Annotated in this window: 20 protein-coding genes and 1 pseudogene; 4 read left to right on the top strand and 17 right to left on the bottom strand. The window is 66.1% G+C overall.

Translation table 11 applies throughout. The features are described 5' to 3' along the window. The 9 genes and pseudogenes from AC1DZQ_RS18670 to AC1DZQ_RS18630 all read right to left on the bottom strand — a co-directional run bounded on the left by AC1DZQ_RS18670 (position 1) and on the right by AC1DZQ_RS18630 (position 8,593). On the bottom strand, positions 1–483 hold the full coding sequence (locus AC1DZQ_RS18670) for a ribose-5-phosphate isomerase (protein WP_476964893.1): 483 nt from the start codon (positions 481–483) through the stop codon (positions 1–3). Next, complete coding sequence (dhaL, locus tag AC1DZQ_RS18665) at positions 480–2,252, bottom strand: dihydroxyacetone kinase subunit DhaL (protein WP_476964892.1); 1,773 nt, start codon at positions 2,250–2,252, stop codon at positions 480–482. The genes AC1DZQ_RS18670 and dhaL overlap by 4 nt, the downstream gene beginning before the upstream one ends. Before the next feature lie 123 nt (positions 2,253–2,375). Continuing rightward, positions 2,376–3,380 (bottom strand): sugar phosphate isomerase/epimerase family protein, encoded by a 1,005-nt coding sequence (locus AC1DZQ_RS18660; protein WP_476964891.1) that lies wholly within the window; start codon positions 3,378–3,380, stop codon positions 2,376–2,378. 76 nt (positions 3,381–3,456) lie between these two features. Further along, entirely contained in the window at positions 3,457–4,581 is a 1,125-nt protein-coding gene (locus AC1DZQ_RS18655; RefSeq protein WP_476964890.1) for a 2-hydroxyacid dehydrogenase, read from the bottom strand. Between the two features lie 8 nt (positions 4,582–4,589). Then, a complete protein-coding gene (locus AC1DZQ_RS18650) occupies positions 4,590–5,069 on the bottom strand; it encodes an MFS transporter (RefSeq protein ID WP_476964927.1) in 480 nt (159 codons plus the stop codon). After that, a pseudogene (locus tag AC1DZQ_RS18645) lies at positions 5,061–5,803 on the bottom strand (MFS transporter); the annotation flags it as partial. The pseudogene AC1DZQ_RS18645 and the gene AC1DZQ_RS18650, both read right to left, overlap by 9 nt. Positions 5,804–6,079: 276 nt before the next feature. Continuing rightward, positions 6,080–6,790 carry a GntR family transcriptional regulator gene (locus AC1DZQ_RS18640; RefSeq protein ID WP_476964889.1) on the bottom strand — a complete coding sequence of 237 codons (711 nt, stop codon included), beginning with the start codon at positions 6,788–6,790 and terminating at the stop codon, positions 6,080–6,082. A 123-nt stretch (positions 6,791–6,913) separates the two neighbouring features. After that, a complete protein-coding gene (locus AC1DZQ_RS18635; protein WP_476964888.1) occupies positions 6,914–7,984 on the bottom strand; it encodes an alkene reductase in 1,071 nt (356 codons plus the stop codon). Positions 7,985–8,140: 156 nt separating this feature from the next. After that, positions 8,141–8,593 carry a PKD domain-containing protein gene (locus AC1DZQ_RS18630; protein ID WP_476964887.1) on the bottom strand — a complete coding sequence of 151 codons (453 nt, stop codon included), beginning with the start codon at positions 8,591–8,593 and terminating at the stop codon, positions 8,141–8,143. Between the two features lie 240 nt (positions 8,594–8,833). Between AC1DZQ_RS18630 and AC1DZQ_RS18625 the strand changes: the two genes are divergently transcribed. Then, positions 8,834–9,004: a hypothetical protein gene (locus tag AC1DZQ_RS18625; RefSeq protein ID WP_476964886.1), complete on the top strand. Its 171-nt coding sequence runs from the start codon at positions 8,834–8,836 to the stop codon at positions 9,002–9,004. Positions 9,005–9,081: 77 nt separating this feature from the next. On the opposite strand, the gene AC1DZQ_RS18620 is transcribed toward AC1DZQ_RS18625, so the two are convergent. Further along, positions 9,082–9,666: a DUF6318 family protein gene (locus tag AC1DZQ_RS18620; RefSeq protein ID WP_476964885.1), complete on the bottom strand. Its 585-nt coding sequence runs from the start codon at positions 9,664–9,666 to the stop codon at positions 9,082–9,084. A gap of 269 nt (positions 9,667–9,935) precedes the next feature. Here AC1DZQ_RS18620 and AC1DZQ_RS18615 point away from each other — a divergent pair, with 269 nt between their 5' ends. The 3 genes from AC1DZQ_RS18615 (at position 9,936) to AC1DZQ_RS18605 (ending at position 11,485) form a co-directional block, all read left to right on the top strand. Continuing rightward, entirely contained in the window at positions 9,936–10,370 is a 435-nt protein-coding gene (locus tag AC1DZQ_RS18615; protein ID WP_476964884.1) for a pyridoxamine 5'-phosphate oxidase family protein, read from the top strand. Between the two features lie 153 nt (positions 10,371–10,523). Beyond that, a complete protein-coding gene (locus tag AC1DZQ_RS18610) occupies positions 10,524–10,982 on the top strand; it encodes a very short patch repair endonuclease (protein WP_476964883.1) in 459 nt (152 codons plus the stop codon). Positions 10,983–11,143: 161 nt separating this feature from the next. Continuing rightward, positions 11,144–11,485, top strand: coding sequence for a hypothetical protein (locus tag AC1DZQ_RS18605; protein ID WP_476964882.1), 342 nt, complete (start codon positions 11,144–11,146; stop codon positions 11,483–11,485). On the opposite strand, the gene AC1DZQ_RS18600 is transcribed toward AC1DZQ_RS18605, so the two are convergent. From AC1DZQ_RS18600 to AC1DZQ_RS18570, 7 genes are all read right to left on the bottom strand, one after another. Further along, a complete protein-coding gene (locus tag AC1DZQ_RS18600; protein WP_476964881.1) occupies positions 11,482–12,858 on the bottom strand; it encodes a 5-methylcytosine restriction system specificity protein McrC in 1,377 nt (458 codons plus the stop codon). The genes AC1DZQ_RS18605 and AC1DZQ_RS18600 overlap by 4 nt on opposite strands. Continuing rightward, positions 12,851–15,082 (bottom strand): McrB family protein, encoded by a 2,232-nt coding sequence (locus AC1DZQ_RS18595; RefSeq protein ID WP_476964880.1) that lies wholly within the window; start codon positions 15,080–15,082, stop codon positions 12,851–12,853. Before AC1DZQ_RS18595 ends, AC1DZQ_RS18600 begins: the two co-directional genes overlap by 8 nt. Positions 15,083–15,177: 95 nt before the next feature. After that, on the bottom strand, positions 15,178–15,510 hold the full coding sequence (locus AC1DZQ_RS18590) for a hypothetical protein (protein ID WP_476964879.1): 333 nt from the start codon (positions 15,508–15,510) through the stop codon (positions 15,178–15,180). Positions 15,511–15,569: 59 nt separating this feature from the next. After that, positions 15,570–16,001, bottom strand: coding sequence for an acyl-CoA thioesterase (locus AC1DZQ_RS18585; RefSeq protein ID WP_476964926.1), 432 nt, complete (start codon positions 15,999–16,001; stop codon positions 15,570–15,572). 89 nt (positions 16,002–16,090) lie between these two features. Further along, entirely contained in the window at positions 16,091–18,163 is a 2,073-nt protein-coding gene (locus AC1DZQ_RS18580; protein WP_476964878.1) for an ABC transporter ATP-binding protein, read from the bottom strand. Next, positions 18,160–19,893: an ABC transporter ATP-binding protein gene (locus AC1DZQ_RS18575; protein WP_476964877.1), complete on the bottom strand. Its 1,734-nt coding sequence runs from the start codon at positions 19,891–19,893 to the stop codon at positions 18,160–18,162. Before AC1DZQ_RS18575 ends, AC1DZQ_RS18580 begins: the two co-directional genes overlap by 4 nt. 314 nt (positions 19,894–20,207) lie before the next feature. Continuing rightward, positions 20,208–22,283 carry an MDR family MFS transporter gene (locus AC1DZQ_RS18570; protein WP_476964925.1) on the bottom strand — a complete coding sequence of 692 codons (2,076 nt, stop codon included), beginning with the start codon at positions 22,281–22,283 and terminating at the stop codon, positions 20,208–20,210. Positions 22,284–22,354: the final 71 nt, after the last annotated feature.

Genomic DNA, 22,354 nt, shown 5'->3' with positions numbered 1-22,354 from the left:
TCAGACTGCCTTCGTGTATGCGGGCTCGTACGAGCAGATGGCTTCCACCTTCGCGGCGGAGGAGGAGTTTTCATCGAAGCGGTGGCCCAGCCATTCGCCCACGAGCTTCTTGGCGAGTTCCAGCCCGATGACGCGCTGCCCCATAGTGAGCACCTGGGCGTTGTTGCTCAGGACCGAGCGTTCCACCGAGTAGCTGTCATGGGCCGTGACGGCACGGATGCCGGGGACCTTGTTGGCCGCGATCGCCACGCCCAGGCCCGTACCGCAGATCAACAGCGCCCGGTCGGCTTCGCCCTCGGCGATCTTGCGGGCCGCATCGACGGCCACGTGCGGATAGGCGGTGGAGTCATCGGGTCCGACGCCAATATCCAGCACAGAAGCGACGCGCGGGTCGGCTTCGAGCAGGGCCTTCAGGGCGTTCTTGTATTCGACGCCGGCTTCATCGTTGCCGACGACGATCCGCCAGCCTGGTGTTGTGCTCATGCTTGTGCTCCTTGTTCCGTCGGCTCGGAGGTAGCGAGCCGGGTTCCTGTGCTGGAAGTGTCGGTGTGTGCAGAAATCCGGGTGGCGATCAGTGCGAAGGACACCGCACCGGGGTCGGGGTGGCCGAGGCTCTTCTCGGCGAGCGGGCGGGCCCGGCCTTTGAGCGGACGCAACCCGGAGGTCCCGTCCGCGGCGGCAGTGGCGGCTTCCGCCGCTGCCGCGAGCGCGGCAGCCACTGGGGTGCCGGCGTCGAACGCGGCGAGGAAGGCGTCGCGGAAAGGCACGAGGGCGTCCACCATGGTCTTGTCGCCCAACTCGGCCTTGCCGAGCTCGGTGATCGCGTCAACGAAAGCCGTGACCGCGGCGGCCGCGTCCTCGCCGCTGTAGCTGTCCTGGTTTCCCAGGGCCTGTCCGGCCGCAATGATCGCCGAGCCCCAGAGCGCGCCCGAGGTGCCGCCGGCGCGTTCGCTCCAGGCCTCCCCCGCTGCGGTCAGGACCTGCGACGGCGATGCGCCGCCGTCGTTCGCCGCAGCCAGCTCGGCCGCGGCGACGGCCGCGTCCACGCCGCGGCGCATGCCGATCCCGTGGTCGCCGTCGCCGGCGATGGCATCCAGCCGGCCGAGTTCTTCCTCATGCTCAACGATCACGTTCTGCGTCTGGCCGAGCAGGTCGGCCGCCAATTGGCCGAGGGACGCAGCCGCTGCGGTGGGCCGTTCGACGTCGGCGGTCTCGGTGGCTTCCGGGCCTGCGAGTTCGCGGCGGGCGCGGGGCGCCAGGTTTCCCTTGCGGAACGCGGGCGTGTCGGCCGGGGCGGCCCAGAACTGCTCGAGTTCCTCGTCCAGCCACAGCAGGGTCAGGGAAAGCCCGGACATGTCCAAGCTGGTGACGAGTTCACCGCATTCTGGTTCCACCACGGTGAGTCCGGCGGCGGTGAGGAGCTTCTCGATCTTGCCGAACAGCAGGAAGAGTTCGTCGTACTTGACCGTGCCGAGGCCGTTGACGATTGCGACCACGCGGGTTCCGGCGTCGTCCGGTTTGTCGGCCAGGAGCCGGCTGACCAGGAGTTCGGCCAGCTCAGAGGCGGTGGGCATGGGGTGATCGGAGATGCCCGGTTCGCCGTGGATGCCCAGGCCGAGGGACATGTGCCCCGCCGGGACCGTGAACAGCGGCGCCTCCGCGCCCGGCAGGGTACAGCCGTCGAAGGCCACGCCGAGGGACCGGGTGCGGTAATTGGTCCGGATGGCCAGCCGTTCGACGTCGTCCAAGCTCAGTCCCGCCTCTGCGGCGGCGCCGGCGATCTTGAAGACTGTCAGGTCCCCGGCGATGCCGCGGCGCTTCTCGATCTGGTCCAACGGGGCGCTGGCGATGTCGTCGGTGACCAGGACGGTGCGGGTTTCGATGCCTTCGGCGTTGAGGCGCAACTGGGCCTGGCCGAAGTGCAGGACGTCGCCGGCGTAGTTGCCGTAGCTCAGCAGCACGCCTCCGCCGGCGTTGGCCGCCTTGGCCACGCGGTAGACCTGGCCGGCCGCGGGCGAGGCGAACATGTTGCCGCAGGCCGAGGCGGTGGCGAGTCCCGGCCCGACGAGGCCGGCGAAAGCCGGGTAGTGGCCGGAGCCGCCGCCGACCACCAGGGCCACCTGCCCGGCCGGGACTTCGGTGGAGCGGACGACGCCGCCGTCGACACGGGCCACGTAGCCGCGGTTGGCCGCCACGAAGCCGTCCAGTGCCTCATCCGCGAAATCAGCGGGATTATCGAAGATCTGGGTCATGGTTCCTCATTGAATCCGTGTTGGAGAACTAATGCTGTGGGTAGAGAGCTGAGTTGGAGGTGGGGTGGTGCGGCCGCCCCCAAATAGCTTGGCGGCCGCACCAGGCGCCGGGTCCGACTCGTGTCAGACGCTGGTGAGTGACGTGGTTGCGGGCTGCTGCCGGCCTTGGGCCACCTGGCTCTGGCCGAGGGTGTAGCCGTCGGTCTTCGGCAGGACCTGGCGGCGGAGGTAGTCCTGGTTGCTGGCCGTAACGCTGAGGCCGTCGCCGCCGTAGTGCTCGGTGCAGAGGATGCCCTGGAAGCCAACGGAGAGCGCCACCTTGAATGCCTCGCGGTAGTTGATGAGGCCGCTTTCCATCGGGGCCGGCATCGCGACGTAGGTGTCACGGGCCACGTCCTCGTCGCGGATGTAGTTCTTCATGTGCCAGTAGTTGGAGTACGGCAGGGTCTTGGCGACCATCTCGCGCCAGTCCTCGATCGGGCGGTGCAGCCTGATGAGGTTGCCGATGTCAGGGTTGATGCCGACATTGGCCAGGCCGATGTCCTGGACCAGCTGGACGGACTGGTCCGCGGTGCCGAGATAGGTGTCCTCGTACATTTCGAGCGAGAGCAGGACGCCGACCTCGGCCGCGTGCTGGCCGAGTTCCCGCAGGCGGGTCACGGCCTTGCCCCAGGTTTCCTTGTCCCCCACCGGATCCTTGTAACCTTCGACGGTCCAGAACCACAACTGCTTCTGCTGCTCCGGCGTGATGGCCTGGTGCAGTCCGAACGAGACCACCTCGCAGCCCAGTTCGGCGGCGGCGTCGATGGTGCGGTGGCTGTAGGCCAGGTTCGCCTCCCAGTTGCCTTCCTCGATCACGCTGCGGCGAATGGCCGAGATGACCGGAACGCCGATGCCCACGTTGTCCGCGGTCTGCTTGAACTCGGCAAGGCGCGCGGAGCTCAGGTCGCCGGGACGGACCCAGCTGTCCGTGAGGTCTGCGTTGGCAAAGCCGGCTTCCTTGACCTCGGTGAGGACCTCGGCCCAAGCGGAGGCATCGGCGTCGTTGACGTGGGTACCCTGCGCGTCGGTTCCCGGGAACTGCAGGAGCGCTGCGGTGATGGGCCAGTTTTCGGCTGTGTAAGCCATGGGTTCACTCCTTCGTGGAATCCTGTTTCCTATAGGATTTACTATCGAACGAGTGTTGTCAAGGTCACATCTGGGATTACCGGCGCTTCGCGGCGAAAGCCGCGGTTACGAACACCTCCGGATTCAGGACGTTGGCAGGGCGCTCCCCTGCCGCGACTGCCAGGATTGACGCAATGGCGCTGGACGCGACGTCCCGCGTGAAGTCCTCGGTCCAACACAGGGAATGCGGGGAAAGCACGACGTTGTCCAAGGTCAGGAGCTCGTCGTCGGGAAGCAGGGGTTCCGGCTCAAAGACATCCAGGCCGGCGCCCGCAATCCGGCCGTCCCGCAGGGCGTCCCGGAGGGCATCCGTGTCCACGAGCTTTCCGCGGCCGATGTTGATCAGGTAGGCACTTGGCTTCATGCGGGCCAACGCGGCGGCGTCGATCAGTTTTTCGGTCGCCGGGGTCAGCGCGGCGCAGAGCACAACGTAATCCGAGCGCTCCAGGAGCTCGTCCAGGCCCAGCAGCTCGACGCCGAGCCCGGCGGCCTCCGCATGGCGGCCACTGCGGTTGTTGCCCACAACGTTCATCCCGAGCGGGGCCAGCAGGCGGGCAAGCTCGGCGCCCACGCTGCCGAAGCCCACAATGCCGACCGTCTGCCCCACGAGCGGCGCGCCGCGGTAGTGCTCGCGCTGCGCCCAATCAGAGGTCCGGGTCAGCCTGTCCTTGGCCAGGAGCTTGTGCGAGAGCGCCAGCAGCAGGGTCAGCCCCGCAACTGCCAACGGCCGCCGGATGGCATCCGGGGTGTTGGTGACGACGACGCCGGCGCGGGTGCAGGCGTCCAAGTCGATGGTCTCGTAGCCGGCCCCGAATCTTGCGATCAGCCTCAGGTCCGGGGCGTGGTCCACGGTGCGTGCATCGAAGGCGATGTGTCCGAGTGAGAGCACGGCCTGGACCCCGGCGAGGTCCGGCAGCGGAACCGGGTCCGTGTAGCTGGGCAGGACGTTCCAGCCGATGCCGTGCTCGCTGAGCCGCTGCAGCCCCAGGTCCCCGTGAATGGAGCTTCCGTCCGGCCGGGCGGCGTCGGCCGTGACGGCCACGGTGAACGGCGGGCGGGCGGTTCCCCCAGGGGTGTTTCCCGCCGGGGTGGTTCCCGCCGCCGGGGCGGCCGCCGAGTTGGCGACCGCCGTCGTCGTCAATGCATTTGTTGCTGTGCTCATGCGTCGGTTCAGCTTTCTGTCTGCAGTACTGCGGTCTTGTCCTTGATGGGTTCGCGGACCAGCACGGTGTAAGCCACGGCGGCGAGGGCCGCGATGATGCCGCCGATGACGAATGACGGCGCGTAGGAGCCGGTGGCGTCGGCGATCACGCCGGTCAGCAGCGGGGCGAAGGCGCCGCCGAAGTAGCCGCCGAAGTTCTGGATGGCACCGACAGAGGCAACCTGGGAGTTGTCCACGATGTCGCCGGGCATGGCCCAGGCGGCTGCCTGCATGGTGGCGACGAAGCCCAGTGCCACGGTCATGACTGCGATGGCGAGCGGGAGGGAATCCACGAACGGGATGAGGCAGATCAGGATGCCGGCGGCAATCGCGGCTACGGACATCACGTGGCGCTTGGCCAGCAGCGGATCGCGGCCTGCCTTCTTCGAGTAGCGCGTCATGACCCAGCCGCCGGTGATCCCGAGGATGGCTGCGCCGAGGTACGGCACGGCGGCGAGCCAGCCGGAGCTGGCGATGCTGGCGCCGCGTTCTTCCTGCAGGTACAGCGGCAGGAAGACGATGAAGATGTTCCAGATCCAGATGACGCAGAAGAAGCCGGCCATCATGCCCCAGATCTGGCGGTGCTTGAAGAGTCCGAGCCACGAGACCTTCTTGGCAGTCAGGAGCTGGGTGGTGCGCTGGCTTTCGATGTAGTCCAGTTCCTTCGCGCTGATGCGCTTGTGCTCCTCGGGAGCGCGGTAGTACAGGAAGAAGGCCAGCGCCAGCACGAGGCCAGCGACGCCGAGGAAGATGAAGATGGCCTGCCAGCCGAAGGCGAGCATGATGGCGGTCAGGACGGGCGGGGCGATGGCGGGGCCCCACTTGGAACCGCTGTCCCAGATGGCGGTGGCCTGTCCGCGCTCCGCCCGTGGGAACCAGTCAGCGGTGAGCTTGGCCGACGCCGGCCCGTTCGGGGCTTCGGTGATGCCGAGCAGGAAGCGGAAGGTGACGAACTGCCACATCTTGCTACCGGTGGCCATCAGCGCGGTCGCGATGCTCCAGCCGGCGATTGCCAGGAAGTACATCCGGCGCGCGCCCAGCTTGTCCACGAGCCAGCCGGCGGGCGCTGGGCAAAAGCGTAGGTCCAGGAGAACACGGTGCCCAGGAGGCCAATATCCGTCCGGGTCATGCCGAAGTCTTTGATCAGTTGCGGCGCGGCGATGGAGATCGCGCTGCGGTCCATGTAGTTGATAATGCCGGCGGCCAGCGCCCAGCCGAGGATCCACCACCGCAGATTCTTAATGGTGCGGCGTGTTGCGGATTCCTTGGGCCCTGCGGCCAAAGTTTCAGTCTGCACTCTTCACTCCCTTGTGACTCCCAATGCCGGCACCATAGCCGTCACAATCGAAGATCCTATAGGGTCTTCGATCTAATTGTGAAGAGGGTCACAAGAAAGTTATTACGGGGTCCGCTGCGGCTGCCTTCGTAAGCCTTTTGCGGCCACCCGCGGGACGGAGACTTATTCTGCGGGAGCGTCAGCGATGGCGCGGCCGCGCACCTTCCGCACGTGCTCGGCCATGGCGGCTGCGGCCTTCTCCGGGTCGCCCGAGGACAGCGCGTCCAGGACCGCCTGGTGCTCGGCGATCGCCTGTTCCGCGTCCGTGATGCCCACCCCGCCGAACAGGCGGAAGCGCTGGACCTGCCCGCCGAGCGCGGCGTAGGCGGCAACCATGAACTGGTTGCCGGTCTGTTCCGCGATCAACCGGTGGAACCGCTCATCGGCTTCCAGATAGTCGCGGTATTCGGCAAACGACGGGCCCCGCGGCGCCTTCTTGAGGTCGGCGACGGCCATGGCCAGCTCTGCACGGTGCGCCGGCGTCTGCCGGGCGCACGCCAAACGGGCATTAACGGGCTCGATGGCAAGCCGCGCTTCCATGAGTTCGGCGAAGTCCTCCCGGGTGAACATCGGCGCCACCCGGTAACCCTTGAGCGCGACACGGCGAACCATTCCGGTGTGTTCGAGCCGGGCAAGCGCCTCGCGCACCGGCGTGGGGGAAACGTCGAGCTCCCGGGCGGTGCCATCGATGCTCACGGCTGCCCCGGGCTCGAGCCGCCCGTCCATCAGCGACGCCAAAAGCTCTTCGTAGACGTGGTCCGCGAGGACCTGGCGGCTGACGGGACGGCCCGCGTAGTGGCCCTCAGGGCGACTCCCGGAGGAAGCTAGTTGCATGTTCAGATCCTATAGGACGCCGGACATGCCCATTCTTTAACCCAAAGAGTGGGCAGAAGGGTATTCTGCCCACTCTTCGCTGCCAAGGCTGGACATGTCCAGCCGTGAAGGTGTGCCGCTGCCCTAGTTCTGGTACGCCGGGTAGTCGGTGTAGCCCTCGGCGCCTTCGGCGTAGAACGTGGAGGGATCGGGCTCGTTGACCGGCAGGCCTTCTCGCCAGCGGCGGGCGAGGTCCGGGTTCGCGATGGCCGGGCGTCCGACGACGACGGCGTCTGCGTGGCCGTCGGCAACCAGCGAGATGGCCTCATCCCGGGTGGTGATGACGCCGAATCCGGTGTTGACTAGGAAAGCCCCGTTGAATCGTGAACGCAGGTCCTGGACCAGTTCGCCGGTGGGCTCGTTGTGCAGAATGCTCAGGTAGGCGAGGTTCAGCGGCGCAATAGCATCCACCAGCAGGCGATATGTCTCGCTGACGTCTGCGGCGTCCAGTTCGGTGACACCCTGGACATTGTGCTCCGGAGAGATCCGGATACCGACGCGTTCGGCGCCCACGGCCTCAACCACAGCCTTCACAACTTCGATCACGAAACGGGCCCGATTCTCCGGGGAGCCGCCGTAGATGTCGTCACGCTGATTCGACGACGGTGCCAGGAATTCGTGCAGCAGGTAGCCGTTGGCGGAGTGCAGCTCCACGCCGTCGAACCCTGCCTCGATCGCGTTTAGCGATCCCTGGACAATTTCCCGGAGTATGCCGGGCAGTTCGTCGGTGGTCAGGGCGTGCGGCACGGGGTGCGCCTGCTTGCCCTTGTACGTGCGGGTCTCCGCCTCGACGGCGATGGCGCTCGGCGCAACCACCTGGTGGCCGCCGTTGATGTCCTCGTGCGAAACCCGGCCACCGTGCATGATCTGCGCGAAGATGCGGCCGCCTTCGGCGTGAACGGCTTCCGTAACCTTCGTCCAGCCGGCAATCTGTTCCGGGGTGACGATGCCGGGCTGGCCCGGGTACGAGCGCCCGGCCGGGCTCGGGTAAGTGCCCTCGCTGACGATCAGGCCAAGCGAGGCGCGCTGATGGTAGTGCTCAGCAACCAACGGTCCCGGGATTCCGTCCTGGCCGGAGCGAAGGCGGGTCAGCGGCGCCATCACGAGTCGGTTGGGCAGTTCCAGCTCGCCGAGGGTCATCGGGGAAAACAGCATGCGCAATTCCTTTCACAGTGAATGGGTCCAGAGTCGACAACTGCAAGGCGCCTGCAACTATTCCATGTGAGACTCGGATCACTACGGGTGGACGCCCGGCTCACGTAATAACGACGACGGCGGGAGCCCCGCCGCCGTCGGCGCCCACCGCGGTACTCATGGCGCTGCAACGCCCGGGCAGCCTTGGCCTTGGGGATTCTGCAGGCACGTGTCTGCGTAGTTTCTGGTGATCGACCGCCAGACACTGACGGTCTGCGGCGGCGAGCTGAATTGCCCTTGGCCGGGGATGGGCAGGGGCGGTCCGCCGTTCACGGAGTAGGTTCCCTGGAAATGCGTTGTCAGAACCACAGGGAAGTCGCCGGTCTGGGTGTACACGTGACTCGTCAGGGTCTTCTCGCCCCAGCGGTCCTGCGGAAGCGGCCCACCGGCCGCCGTTTGCGGGCCGAGCGAAGCGCCGTCGCCATAGCTCCAGGTGTACTGCACCGGCTTGGCGGTGACGTGGACGGCCTGGGCCAAGATTGTGATGTCGAATTGCTGATCTGCAGCGCTGGCAAAAAAGTTCGTCTCGGCTCCCCGGAGTGTGTTGGGGCTGGGTTGGGCTGTCGACATTCCTGCAACTATCGGAAGTTTTTGGAACTCGCGTTGAATCATCGCTGCAATTCTGGGCAGCAAGTCCGCTGGCCTGGGATCGAAGAGACACGTTGGACCGGAGTGAAATGACCAGGTCGGGTTGGGTACGCCCGCCGGCGCCTTCAACCACACAACGGGAATGCCGGCCTTACCATCCGGCCCGCTCGAACAGTCCACTGTGCCAGCGAGACAGTCGGCGTCAAAATCGCCTCCGCCCAAGTGGCACTGCAGTTCGTATTTGTACTGGAAGGGATCCGCGAATGTGGCACCCGGCTGGAGGGCAACAAATTTGCCGGTGGCGGGATCCAGTCTCCAACCGCCAACATCTACCCCCTGGTTTCCGAATCCGGAATCGATGCCTCCTTCATCAGCCATCGCGAAAAGGGGTAGGGCTAGGGAACCTGCCAAGATTAGCCCGCCAACGAGCAACCTGAGAGTTCTAAGCCAGGGTCGAAACACTGACGCGCTCACCGGAGCGGGTGGAGAGCAGTAATTTGCCACGCGCCATTCTTGAACGCCGCCAGCATTACGTTGCCTGTATCTGATGGCGGCGTAGGTTTCCTGAATTCCGTTCCGCCCGGGTCGAAATAGGTAATCCTCGACTGCTGAACCTGGACGGCAATCTGATACTGACCGTCGGTCTGGGCTTCGAAGGTCGTGCTAATTGAGGGTGTCTCGATATGGCCGCCGACCAACCATCGGCCGCCCTCATAATTTGTCTTCAATGAGCTCGTGATGTTTGAGCAGAACTCGCATCCAGTCGAGGTGACGGAGTCCAACCCTGACGAAGCGCCAGTCTCGTACGCGAAGTTCAGTTGCTCGAACCAGTACCGCGCAAACGCCTCCAGCCCTTCCTTCGTCTCCGCTTTCGCTGCGTCCGGCAACTCTGGCACTGGCACGTTCTGCGCTTTGCCCGTCGCGTCGGCGGGCTTGTAGCTGGCGGTAGGTGTGGGAGTTGCACTCGGCGTGGACGACGCGGACGGAGTTTGCGAATCAGCAGGCGGTGATCCGGGAGACGGAGTTCCACCACCTGTGCACGCTGCAACGGACATCAGGGAAATCGACACCACAGCGACCGCACAAGCTCGCCAGGGACCGGAAAGCGAAGTGCGAGATGTCATGGTCAGCTACTCCCCCGATAGAAAATCAAGACGCTTGAAGCCAAATCGTGGCTTAAGGGTAACCGAGATCACATTTTGCCGGTCAAAATTATCCACAGGCGGATTGCTCCGGCCACCGCATACCGGCAGACCACCCCGGTAGTCCCCCGCCAGTGCTTTAGCCCCTAGCCAGCGCAGGCCCGGCCCAGAACAATGAACCCATGATGTTCGAACACGAAGACGGCGATCCCATCCTCAAGCTGGACGACGACCAAACCTGGAAACTGGTTGAGAGCACCAAACACGGCAGGCTCGTGGTCACCGTGGCCGGGGAACCTGACATCTTCCCGGTGAACTACGTGGTCGGGGGCCGGAAACTGTTCCTTCGCACCGCCCCTGGCGACAAACTGGCCGAGCTCACCATCAATTCGAAAGTACTCTTCGAAACGGACGGCGTCCTGTCCGACGAAGCATGGTCCGTGGTCCTGCGCGGCACTGCGCGCGTTCTCGACAAGTCGGCGGATATCGCCGCCGCGGATGCTCTCGGGCTCAAATCCTGGGTTCCAACGCTCAAGGACTTCTACGTCGAAATTACGCCGACGTCGGTCAGCGGCCGCCACTTCCTGCTCGGCGAACAGCCGGAACGGGAGATCTAACCCCCGACGGCGACTACCGGCCCGGGGTCCGGCCCGGACCCGCCGACCCCGCCGCGCCTTCCACCGCCAAAGCCGCCCCCGCCGCCAAGGCGGCCACCCACCGCCCACAGCCACGGCAGCCGCCAAGACTCAGCACCCGCCTAGACTTAAATGATGGCGGACAAGCTGACTCCGGAGCGGCGCAGCTGGAACATGTCCCGGATCCGGGGCAAGAACACCAAGCCGGAAATGCTGGTCCGCAGGCTGCTGCACGCGAAGGGATACCGCTATCGCCTGCACGGCACCGCGGGCGGCGGCAAACTCCCGGGCAACCCCGATCTCGTCTTCGCAGGCCGCCGCAAGGTCATCTTCGTCAACGGCTGCTTCTGGCATTTCCACGACTGCCGGGTGGGCCAGCACGCGCCCCAGGCAAACGCCGAGTTCTGGGAAACCAAGCGCACGCGAACCCGGAACCGCGATGCCGCCCAGCGGCTTCAGCTCGAACTCGACGGCTGGGAAGTCCTCACCGTGTGGGAGTGCGAGATGAAGGATCGATCGGCGTTGGAGCTCCGCCTCGACGCTTTCCTCCAGGGTCCTTTCCTCCCGGGCCCCGCCAGGGACGAACCCGCCTGAGGACCTTCGCCGAGCAGCAAAGTCCCGCGTGTCGCGAGGGCCACCTCCGGTGCGGGCTGAACGGCCTCAGCTAATATTCGACTCCGGGGGCTTTAGGCATTATTCGGTCAGTACCAACGCGTACTGCAAACACGGGAGAGCGCACGATGCCGCACTTGCTGATGTCCAACGAACAGCCCGAAACGGCTGCCGCGCCAACCGATTCCAGTTTCACAGGTTCCGCTCCCACAGATTCCGGTCCCACCGTTCTGCCGTTCCGCCGCCTCGGCCACACGAGACACCGCGGCGTCCGGCCCCACCAGTTCCACGGAGCGGACCCTGATTTGGAGCCGCTGCGCCGGCAGTCGACTTCGATCATTGACGAGGTTCTGGCTGGCACCGACCCGGAAGAAGCTGAAGTCCGGGAGAAACTCCGGTGGCACGTCGCGAACAATCCGGGCCAGCCGGAAAGGGCGCTCCTGGAACATTTGCGGACAGTGGCCGACCAGCAGGAATCCGCCTAGCTGGCTGACCGGCTGATACTGGCCTGCCGGAGCACTTCGCCCCAGGACTGTTGGGCAAGATCTGCCACGGAGGCCAGGATTTCCGACGGCGGCAGGGACAGATCCAGCGGGAACTCGACAATGTCGATGTCGGTATTGAGAATCCGGCGCAGCTTGATTTCCCCTGCTCCCGGGTAAACGATCCACGCCGTCGGCACCCGCAAGGATGTGCAGTAGGCCAGCATCCGGTAGTGGTCACCCGAGAGGGATGCGCCGACGTCGGCCGCGGCCTTGTACTTGGCGTCGTACACCATCACGGGCCGGCCGCCGAGGAAGTGGACGGCCCCCGGCTGGACCACAATCCGGTCCGAGTCGCGGACGGCCTCGTTCAGCAGCGCGTTGTAGCGCAACCGCATCTCTCCGGGGTAGGCGCCCATGGCTTCGCGCAGGGCTGTTCCCACAAAGTCCTCGAACACCTTTGCCATGTCCACCACGAACGACGCCGACTGCTGCTTGCCGTCGCCGGCCTCCGCTGAGGCGTTCCGCAGGATCAGTTCGGCGAGCCGGAGGGCCGCGTGGTAGCGGGTGTTCATCCGGCTGGGCCGCCACTGCGGCAGCGGCGCGCCGGACTGAAGGCGCGTCACGGCGTCGAGCTTTCCCTTCAGCTGGCGCAGCCGGCTGAGGACTTCCGGCCGCACGCGCGGCACCTGCGACATCCGTTCCAGCGCGGCCCGCAGAATCCGGTTCTCCGCGATGTCCTCGGTGAACTCGTCATAGGAGACTTCCAGCGGGACCAACATCCCCGGCCGGCGGGAAATCTGGTCCGACATCCGGATCCGGCCCTTAACGGTCCGTAGGGACTCTTCCACCATGAGGTACCCCTGCAGCACGCCCCGGCTCAGCGCCCGGTCCGCGAGCTGCGCCAGCGATTCGGCCAGTGCGCTCCAAAGGTCGGTATGCTCCACCGCGGCAACCGAATCGTCCCGGAACCCCTGGTCCCCCGCGTAGCCGAGCAGGAACAGCAGCCGGTTCAGCCCGAGCCGTCCCTTTGGCCGCACCTCCAGCTGCACGGCGGGAGTGCGCACCGAGCCCACGCTCCCCACGGGTTCGATCCGGTACAGGCCCATGCCCATCGGCGAGGCTTTCGCCAGGCCGCTGGCGTTGATGTAGGCCGCAGTATCCGGATCAAGCCGCTCCACGACGCCGGCGGAGAGTTCGTCGAGGACAATGTGGCGGCACGGCACCGCCGCGCCGCCCCGCCCAGATAAACCGCGTCCGGATGAGCCCCGCCCGGCCGAAGCGCCGGCCGAACCGCGGCCCGACGCACCGCGGTCCGACGGACTACGGTCCGACGAGCTGCCCAGCGCTACGGCATCCCCGGCCAGCCTAGGCATTCGCCAGGCGGCCCAGGAGTTGTTCCAGCCCGAACCGCTCCTCGAGCTGGGCACGGTTGAGCTGGCCGTGATAGTGCTCCTCCAGCAGCGGCATGAGCTCGTACTTCCAGATTCGGCGGAGGCCCTTGGGCGTCTGCGCGGACTTCTTCATGAAGTAGGAGGGCCCGATCATGAGATCGCGGTCCCATTCGTCGATCGCATCGTTCAAGGCGTCAAGCAGCAGGGCTGGCGTCGTGTCCAGGTCGCGCGCCCGGAGGAATCGCAGCAGCGAGCCCTTCACGGGCTCCGTCTTCGGATGGAGCTCGATGAAGGAGAAGCGCCGCCGGATGGCCGCGTCCATCATGGCGATGGAGCGGTCCGCGGTGTTCATGGTGCCAATGATGTAGAGGTTGTCCGGCAGAGTGAACGGCTCGTTGGGGCTGTACTGCAGGTAGATGCGGTCATCGCGGTATTCGAGCAGGAAGTACAGCTCGCCAAACACCTTGGCGAGGTTAGCCCGGTTCATCTCATCGATGATCAGGAAGTACGGCTTGCTCTCGTTTCCGGGCTTGGCAGCTTCCTCGGCGAGCCGGCGCAGCGGGCCCGCCACGAGCTTGAAGGACACCTGGCCCTCGTCCGTCTTGTCCGGGCGGAAGCCCTCGAAGAAGTCCTCATAGGCGTACGACGGGTGGAACTGGACCAGCTTGACCCGCTCGTCCGTGGTGTCGCCGGCGAGCTCGGCGGCGAGGTGCTTGGCGAGGTACGTCTTGCCCGTTCCCGGCGGACCGTAGAGCACCAGCTGCCGGTTCTCCTCGAGGAGTTCGGCGATTTCCTGCAGCGGCTCCAGGTCCATGTGCAGGGACTCGGCGAACTCCGGCGTCAGCGGCCGGAACCCGTCACAGACCGGTTCGACGGCGGCATCCGGCGCGGCGCCGTCGTCGTCCTCGGCTTCCGCTTCTGCCGGCAGGAGCGCCTCGAGCGCCTGGATCACGCGGGTGATGTCCACGATGTTGCCGGAAGTGGTCAGCTGGCGTTGCACGTGGCGGGGCAGCCCGGTGGCGTCGTGTTCCTCATCGAACCAGCGGACCTTGCGGCCGAGCTGGCGGTTGTCCTTGCCGTGCTCCGGTTCGCCCAGGACCACGCCGATCCGGACCTTGCCCAAGCTCTGGTAGAGCGCGAGGTCACCCGGCTTCATGACGCTCAGGAAGGCGAAGACTGCGGTCTTGGTGTCCTCACGCTCCACGTAGCCGAGGTGCTTGTAGTCTTCGTCAACGGCGTTCTGGACCAGCCCGGCGCTAACGCCGGGGTCCAGCAGGCGGAGGTGTTCGACGTCGAGCGTCACCGTTTCCTGGTCCCGCCACTCCCCCAGCAGCTCGGCGTTGTCGTGGTGAGTGCGCAGGAGCCAGGCGCGGCGGCCGGGGTCGCCGACCTTCCGCCACTGGCTCACCAGCTGGCGGGAGTACCAGTCGATCCGCTGCCCGGCCTGCTGGTCCAGGTGCAGGCGGATCCTGTGGATGTCCGCCGAAATGTCCTCGTCGCTGTCCCCCTTGGCCCCGCCCACCAGGGAGGCGAAGGCGTCGCGGATCTCCTGCCGTTCGACATCGGCCACGACGGGTTCGAAGTAGCTGGGCCAGACCAGGAACTCAATGCTGCGGCGGATGGCCGGCTGGTCATCCGGGGTCCCGGCGACCAGCCGGTGGAAGGCCAGCGGATCCTTGATCGCGGCCTGGACGACGTTGCCCGGCCGCTGCGCGACGTGCTGCACGAATCGGCAGAGCCATTTCAGGTGGTCCCAGATGGTCCAGTTGAATTCCGCAGTGCGGTCCCGGATCACGCCGTGGTCCGTCATGCCCGCATAGAGCTCGTCGGGGAGCTCAAGCGGAGGCTCCAGCCAGGACGCCGCCTCGGCGACGCGGGCCCGCTTGACCTTCAGCGACTTGACCTCGTGGGCAAGCGGCAGCGACTGGAGGAAAAGCAACTCCACGGCCAGTTGCTTCGCCCCGCGGGTGGCATCCTCCAGGTTCTGGCGCAGGTTGGTCATCATCGGCGCTTTGGGATCGGGAACGCCGCGTTCGAGGCGTTCCAGCAACTCCGCGGCAGCCTGGACGGACCAAGTTTTGGTGCGGCCGTCCAAGGAGGACGCCTTGCCGAGCAACCCCGGGCCCAGCACAAACCACGCCGCGTCTTCAATCTCCTTGGAGATACCGAGGGCGCGGTGCAGGGCAGGCTTCTTGGTTGGGGTCATACGTTCAATTTACAGGCTTAAACTGAACGCGCCCATTTAACGCCGCCCTAAATCTACCGGCCAGTAGATGCAGGGCGGCCGGCCTGCAACTACTACTACTTCGCGACAGGCCGGTGCTTCACACCAAACGTGAAATAGCTTGCCGGGCCGATGAAGTTCACCAGGGTGGCAAGCCGCCACATGGCCTTGCTGCCCCGGATCTGCGCAGCTGGCCGTCTGGTGATGTCCGTCTGGGCCGCAACGAGCAACGAGAGTTGGACGATGCCAGCGGCAATGGTGCCGAACCGCGACATCGGCGAGAGCTCGTTCCACTTCTTCTTGCGGGTGTGCTGCTTGTGCAAGTTCTGGTGCAAGGTGCTGCCTAAGTTGTGATGCATGTTCTTGCCCATGTAGTGATGCATGTTTTTGCCCATGTTCACGGCGACCACGCCTCCTTATGCGTCGGGATTGTTCATTCTAGGAGCCGTGACGAGAACCGGGATAGAGGCTATGGAACCGGGTGGGCTCGGGTGTACGGGGCCAGCCGCTCCTTCTGCTCCGGTGTCAGCCGCAGCACGCGGCCGGTTGCCTCATCCACGAAGGCAAGATGGCTCGTTGCCCGGACGCAGTCCTCCCGCGTGACGGGATCCTGCACCAGATAGTGGATGTCGAAGCTGGCGCCCTTGACCGCCCCGATCCACAGCTGGACGACGGCGGGCACGTTCCGGTACTCCAGCGTCCTGACGTACCGGATCTTGTGCTCGACCACGAGCGCCAGCGTCCCTTCCGGGATTTCGTTGAAGAGCGACACCAGGGGTTCGGTCCCCGGCAGCCCGGAACCCTGGGGCGGGCCGAACGCCGCGATCCGTGCTTCCTCCAGGATCCGGACAATCTGGACGTTGTTGATATGCCCATAGGCATCCATGTCGCTCCAGCGCATCGGCACGTCCACCTCGAGGCGCCCGGGCACCGTGCCCGGGCCCTGCCCGGCGGGGCCGTCCCCGGCGGCCGTGCCCTCCCCGGCGGCGCTCAGCTGTGCACCGCCGTCGCGTCCTCCGCGGAATCGGCCAAGGCGGCGTCCGCGTCCTCGCCGGCGAACTGGGACATGTACAGCCGGTAGTACGCGCCGTGCATGGCCAGCAGCTGGGCGTGCCGGCCCTGCTCGACGATCTGCCCGTCCTCCATGACGAGGATGGTGTCCGCGTCCCGGATGGTGGAGAGGCGGTGGGCGATGACGAAGCTGGTCCGCTCCGTGCGCAACGCTGCCATGGCCTTCTGGACCAGGGCTTCGGTGCGGGTATCCACGGAACTCGTGGCCTCGTCCAGGATCAGCAGCGACGGGTTCGCCACGAAGGCCCGGGCGATGGTGATCAGCTGCTTTTCGCCGGCACTGACGTTGTTGCCTTCTTCGTCGATGACCGTGTTGTAGCCGTCCGGCAATGCCCGGACGAAGCGGTCCACGAACGTGGCCTTGGCCGCCGCCATGATCTGCTCTTCGGTGGCGTCCAGCTTGCCGTAGCGGATGTTCTCGTAGATGGTTCCGCCGAACAGCCAGGCGTCCTGCAGCACCATGCCGACCTTGGCGCGCAGTTCTGAACGGCTCAACCGGGTGATGTCCACCCCGTCCAGGGTGATGCTGCCGGCGTTGAGTTCGTAGAAGCGCATCACGAGGTTGACGAGGGTGGTCTTGCCCGCCCCGGTCGGTCCCACGATCGCGACCGTGTGTCCGGGCTCGGCCGTGAAGGACAGGTCCTCGATCAGTGACTTGTCCGGCGTGTAGCTGAAGGTGACGTGCTGGAACTCGACGTGTCCGTCCGTCTTCGCCGGGAGGTGCTCGGTGGCGGTCTCGGCGTCCTGTTCGTCGGCGTCGAGGAATTCGAAGACCCGCTCGGCGGAGGCGACACCGGACTGCAGCATGTTGGCCATGCCGGCCATCTGGCCCAGCGGCTGGGTGAATTCGCGCGAGTACTGGATGAACGCCGTGGCGTCGCCCAGGCTCATGGCGCCCGAGGCCACCCGCAGCCCACCGACGACGGCGATCCCCACATAGCTGAGGTAGGAGACAAACTGCATGACCGGCATGATCATGCCGGAGACGAACTGGGCCCCGAAGCTGGCCTTGTAGAGTTCTTCGTTGCGCTCGTCGAAGCGGGCCAGCATGTCGGCGTCGCGGCCGAACACGCGGACGAGGTCGTGGCCGGAGAACGATTCCTCGATCTGGCCGTTGAGCTCGCCGGTGTTCTTCCACTGGGCGGCGAAGAGCTTCTGGCTGCGGGCGCCGATGATACCGGCGGCCACGCCGGAGAGCGGCAGGGCGACGAGCGCGATCAGGGCCAGCTGCCAGGAGACGATGAACATCATGATCACGATCCCGACGACCGTCAGGGCCGAGTTCACGAGCTGGGCGAAGGCCTGCTGGAGCGCCTGCTGGATGTTGTCGACGTCGTTCGTGACGCGGGAGAGGATGTCGCCGCGCTGGCGGGTATCGAAGTAGTTCAGCGGGAGCTTGTTGAGTTTCTTCTCGGTGTCATCGCGCAGCGTGCGGACTACGCGCATGACAAGCACGTTGAGGACATAGCCCTGGAGCCACAGGAAGATGTTGGCGACGAAGTACATCACCAGCACCACGCTGATGAGGAATGCGAGCTTCTGGAAATCGATGCCCGTACCCGGCACGACGTCCATCTTCGAGAGCATGTCGGCGAAGTTGTTGTGGCCTTGGGAGCGCAGTCCTTCGATGAACTGCTCCTTGGTGGCTCCGGCCGGGAGCTGCTTGCCGACCACTCCGGCGAAGATCACGTCCATGGCCTGGCCCAGGATCCTCGGGGCAATGACGTTGAGGACGACGGCGACCGTCACCATGGCGAGCACGGCGATGATGCCGGCGCGCTCGGGTTTCAGCAGCCCCATGAGCCGTTTGGCCGAGGGCCAGAAGTGCTGGGCCTTCTTGGCCGGCACGCCGAACATGCCGCCGTCGGCCTCGCCGGGCGTGTACTCCTCCTCGATGAAGTCATCGTCCGTCAGGTCGGTCGCGTCCGTTCCGGCCGCGATGGTGTCGGCTGCCTTGGGCGGCGGGGTGGAGACTTTCTCGTTGGTGCTCATGCCACTGCCTCCGCGCTCAGCTGGGATTCGACGATTTCCTGGTAGGTGCTGGAGCTTTCCAACAGTTCCTCATGTGTTCCGCGGTCCACGATCCTGCCGTTGTCCAGCACGAGGATCTGGTCCGCATCGGCGATGGTGGACACGCGCTGGCCGACGATGATCACCGTGGCATCGGCCGTCTTGGCCTTGAGCGCCCGGCGGAGCCTGGCGTCGGTGGCGACGTCAAGGGCGGAGAACGAGTCATCGAACAGGAAGACCTTGGGTTCGGTGACGAGGGCGCGGGCGATGCACAGCCGCTGCCGCTGGCCGCCGGAGACGTTGGTGCCGCCCTGGGCGATCCGCGAGCCGAGGCCGCCCTTCTTCTCGCGCACGAATTCCGCGGCTTGGGCGACCGTCAGGGCCTCCCACAGGTCCGAGTCCGTGGCCTCGGGCTTGCCGAAGCGCAGGTTGTGCTCAATGGTCCCGGAGAACAGGTAGGGCCGTTGCGGCACCATGGCCACGCGCTGCGTGATCTCGGCCCGGTCCAGCTGGGTGACGGGAACGCCGTCGAGGAGGACCTCGCCCGACTCGGCGTCGTAGAGCCGCGGCAGCAGGGCCAGCAGGCTGGACTTGCCGGCCCCTGTTGAGCCGATGATCGCCACCGTCTGTCCGGGCTCGGCCGTAAAGCTGATGTTGCTCAGCACCGGGGCCTCGGCGCCGGGGTAGGCGAAGGTCACGTTGCGGAATTCGACGCGTCCGGCCTTTGCGGCCGGCGCCACCGGGGTGAGCGTTTCGTGGATGGAGGGTTCGACGTCGAGCACTTCACCGATCCGGTCGGCGCAGACCGAGGCGCGGGGAATCATCATGGCCATGAAGGTGCCCATCATGACGGCCATGAGGATCTGCAGGAGGTACTGGAGGAAGGCCGTCAGCGAGCCGATCTGCATTTCGCCGGCATCGACGCGCTGGCCACCGAACCACAGCACGGCGGCCGTGGAGATGTGCAGGATCATGCCGATGGCGGGGAACATCAGCACGAACAGGGAACCGATCTCCAGCGAGACGTCGGTGAGGTCCTTGTTGGCCGCACCGAAACGCTCGGCCTCGTGGGGTTCGCGCACGAAGGCCCGGACCACGCGGATGCCGATGATCTGCTCGCGGAGGACACCGTTGAGCCGGTCGATCTTCTCCTGCATGGAACGGAAGAGCGGCATGAGGCGGACCACAAGGTAGCCCACCACGACGACGAGCAGGGGCACGGAAACCCAGACGAGCCAGGACAGGTTGAGGTCCTCGCGCACGGCCATGAAGATCCCGCCGATGCACATGATGGGTGTGGCCACCATGAAGTTCAGCGCCATGAGCATGAGCATCTGGACCTGCTGCACATCATTGGTGCCGCGGGTGATCAGGGTGGGGGCGCCGAAGACGTTGACGTCCCGCGCCGAGAAGCTGCTCACCTTGCGGAAGACGCCGCGGCGCAGGTCCCGGCCGAACGCCATCGCGGCCTTCGAGCCGAAGTAGACACCGGCGATCGCGGTGGCCACCTGGATCAGCGCGACGCCGAGCATGACGCCGCCGGTGCGCCAGATGTAGTCCGTGTCGCCGCGGGAGACACCCTCGTCGATGATCTGGGCATTGAGGCTGGGGAGGTACAAAGCAGCGATGGTCGAGGCCAACTGGAAGATGACCACAGCCGCGATGTATGGCAGATACGGCTGTGAATAGCGCCGCATGAGGGTGACGAGCATGCCCACGAGTCCTTTGGGAAGGCCGGACGATACGAAAGACCGGAAAATGAGGTGAGTTGAAAAGCTGATTGAAGACTATCCGTTGGGGCCGACAGCCTTGGCCACCCAACCCTACGAAATCCCCCGCCCGGGTGGAACACGGGACACCAAATATCATCCAAACGGCGTATTTTTACACCTGCGTGCAGCGCTGCCGCGGCCCTGCCGCGGCCCTGCCACCCGAACGCAGGCCGCACGAAGGCCCCGCGGCTGCCATCTGGGGCGGCCGCGGGGTCTCTGGGATCCACTAGACGGTCCGGCGGTGCGGGTCGGCGCTAGTCGGTGCGGTGCTGGCCGTGGGTTGCGATGTAGTCGGCGGCCGCGCGCTGCATCTTGCGCTGTTTGGCAAGCTGGCGGTGCAGGGCCGTGAGCTCTTCGGCAACCCGGGCCTGTTCCGCGGCGATTGCACGCTGCTCGGCGGCCTGCTCGTACACGGCGCGTAGCGCGTCCGCCAGCTGCAGCTGCTGTTCCGCGAGCAGTTGCTGGGTCTGGAGCAGCACGGGTACGACGTCGGCTGCCTCGGGCCGGTTCTCGGCCACCAAAGTCCGGGACCGCTGGCGGGCGCCCTCCCTCTCGGCCGCCCGGTCCGCACCGAACTCAGCCACATCGGAATCCGGACCCGAATCTTGGCCGCTGCCAATGCTGGCCCTGAAGCCAAGGTCGGCATCCCGTCGGGCGGCATCGGGGAAGCGGGATTCGGCGCGCTCCCGGCTGAGCACCTCGATGAATTCCCGGTCCAGGTCCACGATGCCGGTTCCGCCGGCTGACGATGCTTCCTCGACGGCGTCGTTCCCGGCGCTCCTCATAGCTACAACGGCACCCGAGGCGTCCCCTGCCTGCCCGGCGGGGTCCGGCCGAACGTCGACGGTGCGCCGCAGCGGGCGTTCCTTGATGAACAGGATGGCAACCAGCGCCACGAGGCCGATGATTGCAGAGATCAGGAAGACCTCAGCGATCGCGTCACCGTAGGCGGCCCGCATGATGTCGCGGATCGGTGCCGGCATGTCCTTGAGGTCCATGCTTGCCCCCGCGGATCCGGCCGGGACCTGGATTCCGGCGGAGGCGAGCCCCTCCGTGACGAGCTCCTTGACCCGGTTGCCCAGCACGGCGCCGAGGACCGAGACGCCGATCGCTCCGCCGACGGAGCGGAAGAAGGCAACGGAGGCGCTGGCCGTGCCGATGTCCTTGGCCTGGACCGTGTTCTGGACGGCGAGGACGAGGTTTTGCATCAGCAGGCCCAGGCCGACGCCGAGGATGGCCGTGTAGATGCCGGTCAGCCACAGGTCAGTGGTGTGGTCCATGGTGCCGGCCAGGCCCAGGCCGCCGATCAGCAGGATGGCGCCGGCCACCAGGTACCGCTTCCACTTGCCGGTGCGGCTGATGAGCATGCCGGAGGCGACCGAACCGATCAGGTTGCCAGCGATCATGGGCAGCGTGAGCAGGCCGGCTTCGGTGGGGGTGGCACCGCGTGCCACCTGGAAGTACTGGCCAAGGAAGGTCGAGGAGCCGAACATGCCGACGCCGACGGCCACCGAGGCGAGGATCGCGAGGGCGGTGGTCCGCTCAGAGATGATCTTGAGCGGGATGATGGGCTGGGCTACCCGGGATTCCACCAGCACCAGCAGGCCCAGGAGCAGGACGCCGCCGCCCACCATGGCGACCGTCTGCCACGACCACCAGTCGTAGTAGTCGGGGTTGCCTGCAAAGGAGACCCAGATGAGCAGCAGGCTCACGCCGGAGGTCAACAGGATGGAGCCGAGCCAGTCGATCTTGGCGGGACGCTTGACGTGCTGGATCTTCAGCGTGACCTGCAGCAGGATGAGCGCGACCACCGCGAGCGGGACGCAGACGAAGAACGTCCAGCGCCACCCCAGCGGGCTGTCGACAATGAAGCCGCCGAGCAGCGGGCCGCCCGCCGTGCCCACGGCCATGACGCCGCCCATGTAGCCGGAGTACTTTCCGCGGTCGCGCGGCGGGATCATCGAGCCGATGATGGCCTGGGCCAGTGCGGTGAGGCCACCCATGGCGATGCCCTGGATGACACGGGCGGTCAGCAGCAGCGGGATGGTCTCGGACAGGCCGGCCATGACGGAGCCGGCCACGAAGATCACGATGCTCAGCTGGACGAGGACCTTTTTGTTGAAGAGGTCCGCGAGCTTGCCCCAGATCGGGGTGGTTGCCGCGTTGGCCAGGAGCGCGGCGGTGATCACCCAGGCGAAGTCCGTCTGGGTGCCCTTGAGCTCGGACATGATGGTGGGCAGCGCGTTGGCGACGATCGTGCTGCTCAGGATGGCGGTGAAGAACGCCGCCAGCAGCCCGGTGAGCGCCTCCATGATCTGGCGGTGGGTCATCGCCGCAGGGTCTGCGGCGGTCTGGGGTGCGCGTGATGTCCCCTGCGGAATGTCTGACAGGGCCGGGGACG

This window comes from Arthrobacter sp. P1_C12_2, from assembly GCF_056406415.1.
Note: the sequence above shows the minus strand (reverse complement) of the source record. Positions and strands in the feature narration are given on the sequence as shown.

What these genes read in the sequence shown, in the direction of transcription:
- AC1DZQ_RS18585 (WP_476964926.1), bottom strand. Translation starts at nt 16,001, where the DNA reads ATGCGCTGGAGCGACATGGATGCCTATGGGCATATCAACAACGTCCAG.
- AC1DZQ_RS18615 (WP_476964884.1), top strand. Translation starts at nt 9,936, where the DNA reads ATGATGTTCGAACACGAAGACGGCGATCCCATCCTCAAGCTGGACGAC.
- dhaL (WP_476964892.1), bottom strand. Translation starts at nt 2,252, where the DNA reads ATGACCCAGATCTTCGATAATCCCGCTGATTTCGCGGATGAGGCACTG.
- AC1DZQ_RS18670 (WP_476964893.1), bottom strand. Translation starts at nt 483, where the DNA reads ATGAGCACAACACCAGGCTGGCGGATCGTCGTCGGCAACGATGAAGCC.
- AC1DZQ_RS18655 (WP_476964890.1), bottom strand. Translation starts at nt 4,581, where the DNA reads ATGAGCACAGCAACAAATGCATTGACGACGACGGCGGTCGCCAACTCG.
- AC1DZQ_RS18640 (WP_476964889.1), bottom strand. Translation starts at nt 6,790, where the DNA reads ATGCAACTAGCTTCCTCCGGGAGTCGCCCTGAGGGCCACTACGCGGGC.
- AC1DZQ_RS18620 (WP_476964885.1), bottom strand. Translation starts at nt 9,666, where the DNA reads ATGTCCGTTGCAGCGTGCACAGGTGGTGGAACTCCGTCTCCCGGATCA.
- AC1DZQ_RS18605 (WP_476964882.1), top strand. Translation starts at nt 11,144, where the DNA reads ATGTCCAACGAACAGCCCGAAACGGCTGCCGCGCCAACCGATTCCAGT.
- AC1DZQ_RS18595 (WP_476964880.1), bottom strand. Translation starts at nt 15,082, where the DNA reads ATGACCCCAACCAAGAAGCCTGCCCTGCACCGCGCCCTCGGTATCTCC.
- AC1DZQ_RS18580 (WP_476964878.1), bottom strand. Translation starts at nt 18,163, where the DNA reads ATGAGCACCAACGAGAAAGTCTCCACCCCGCCGCCCAAGGCAGCCGAC.
- AC1DZQ_RS18575 (WP_476964877.1), bottom strand. Translation starts at nt 19,893, where the DNA reads ATGCTCGTCACCCTCATGCGGCGCTATTCACAGCCGTATCTGCCATAC.
- AC1DZQ_RS18635 (WP_476964888.1), bottom strand. Translation starts at nt 7,984, where the DNA reads ATGCTGTTTTCCCCGATGACCCTCGGCGAGCTGGAACTGCCCAACCGA.
- AC1DZQ_RS18600 (WP_476964881.1), bottom strand. Translation starts at nt 12,858, where the DNA reads ATGCCTAGGCTGGCCGGGGATGCCGTAGCGCTGGGCAGCTCGTCGGAC.
- AC1DZQ_RS18610 (WP_476964883.1), top strand. Translation starts at nt 10,524, where the DNA reads ATGGCGGACAAGCTGACTCCGGAGCGGCGCAGCTGGAACATGTCCCGG.
- AC1DZQ_RS18570 (WP_476964925.1), bottom strand. Translation starts at nt 22,283, where the DNA reads ATGACCCACCGCCAGATCATGGAGGCGCTCACCGGGCTGCTGGCGGCG.
- AC1DZQ_RS18630 (WP_476964887.1), bottom strand. Translation starts at nt 8,593, where the DNA reads ATGTCGACAGCCCAACCCAGCCCCAACACACTCCGGGGAGCCGAGACG.
- AC1DZQ_RS18660 (WP_476964891.1), bottom strand. Translation starts at nt 3,380, where the DNA reads ATGGCTTACACAGCCGAAAACTGGCCCATCACCGCAGCGCTCCTGCAG.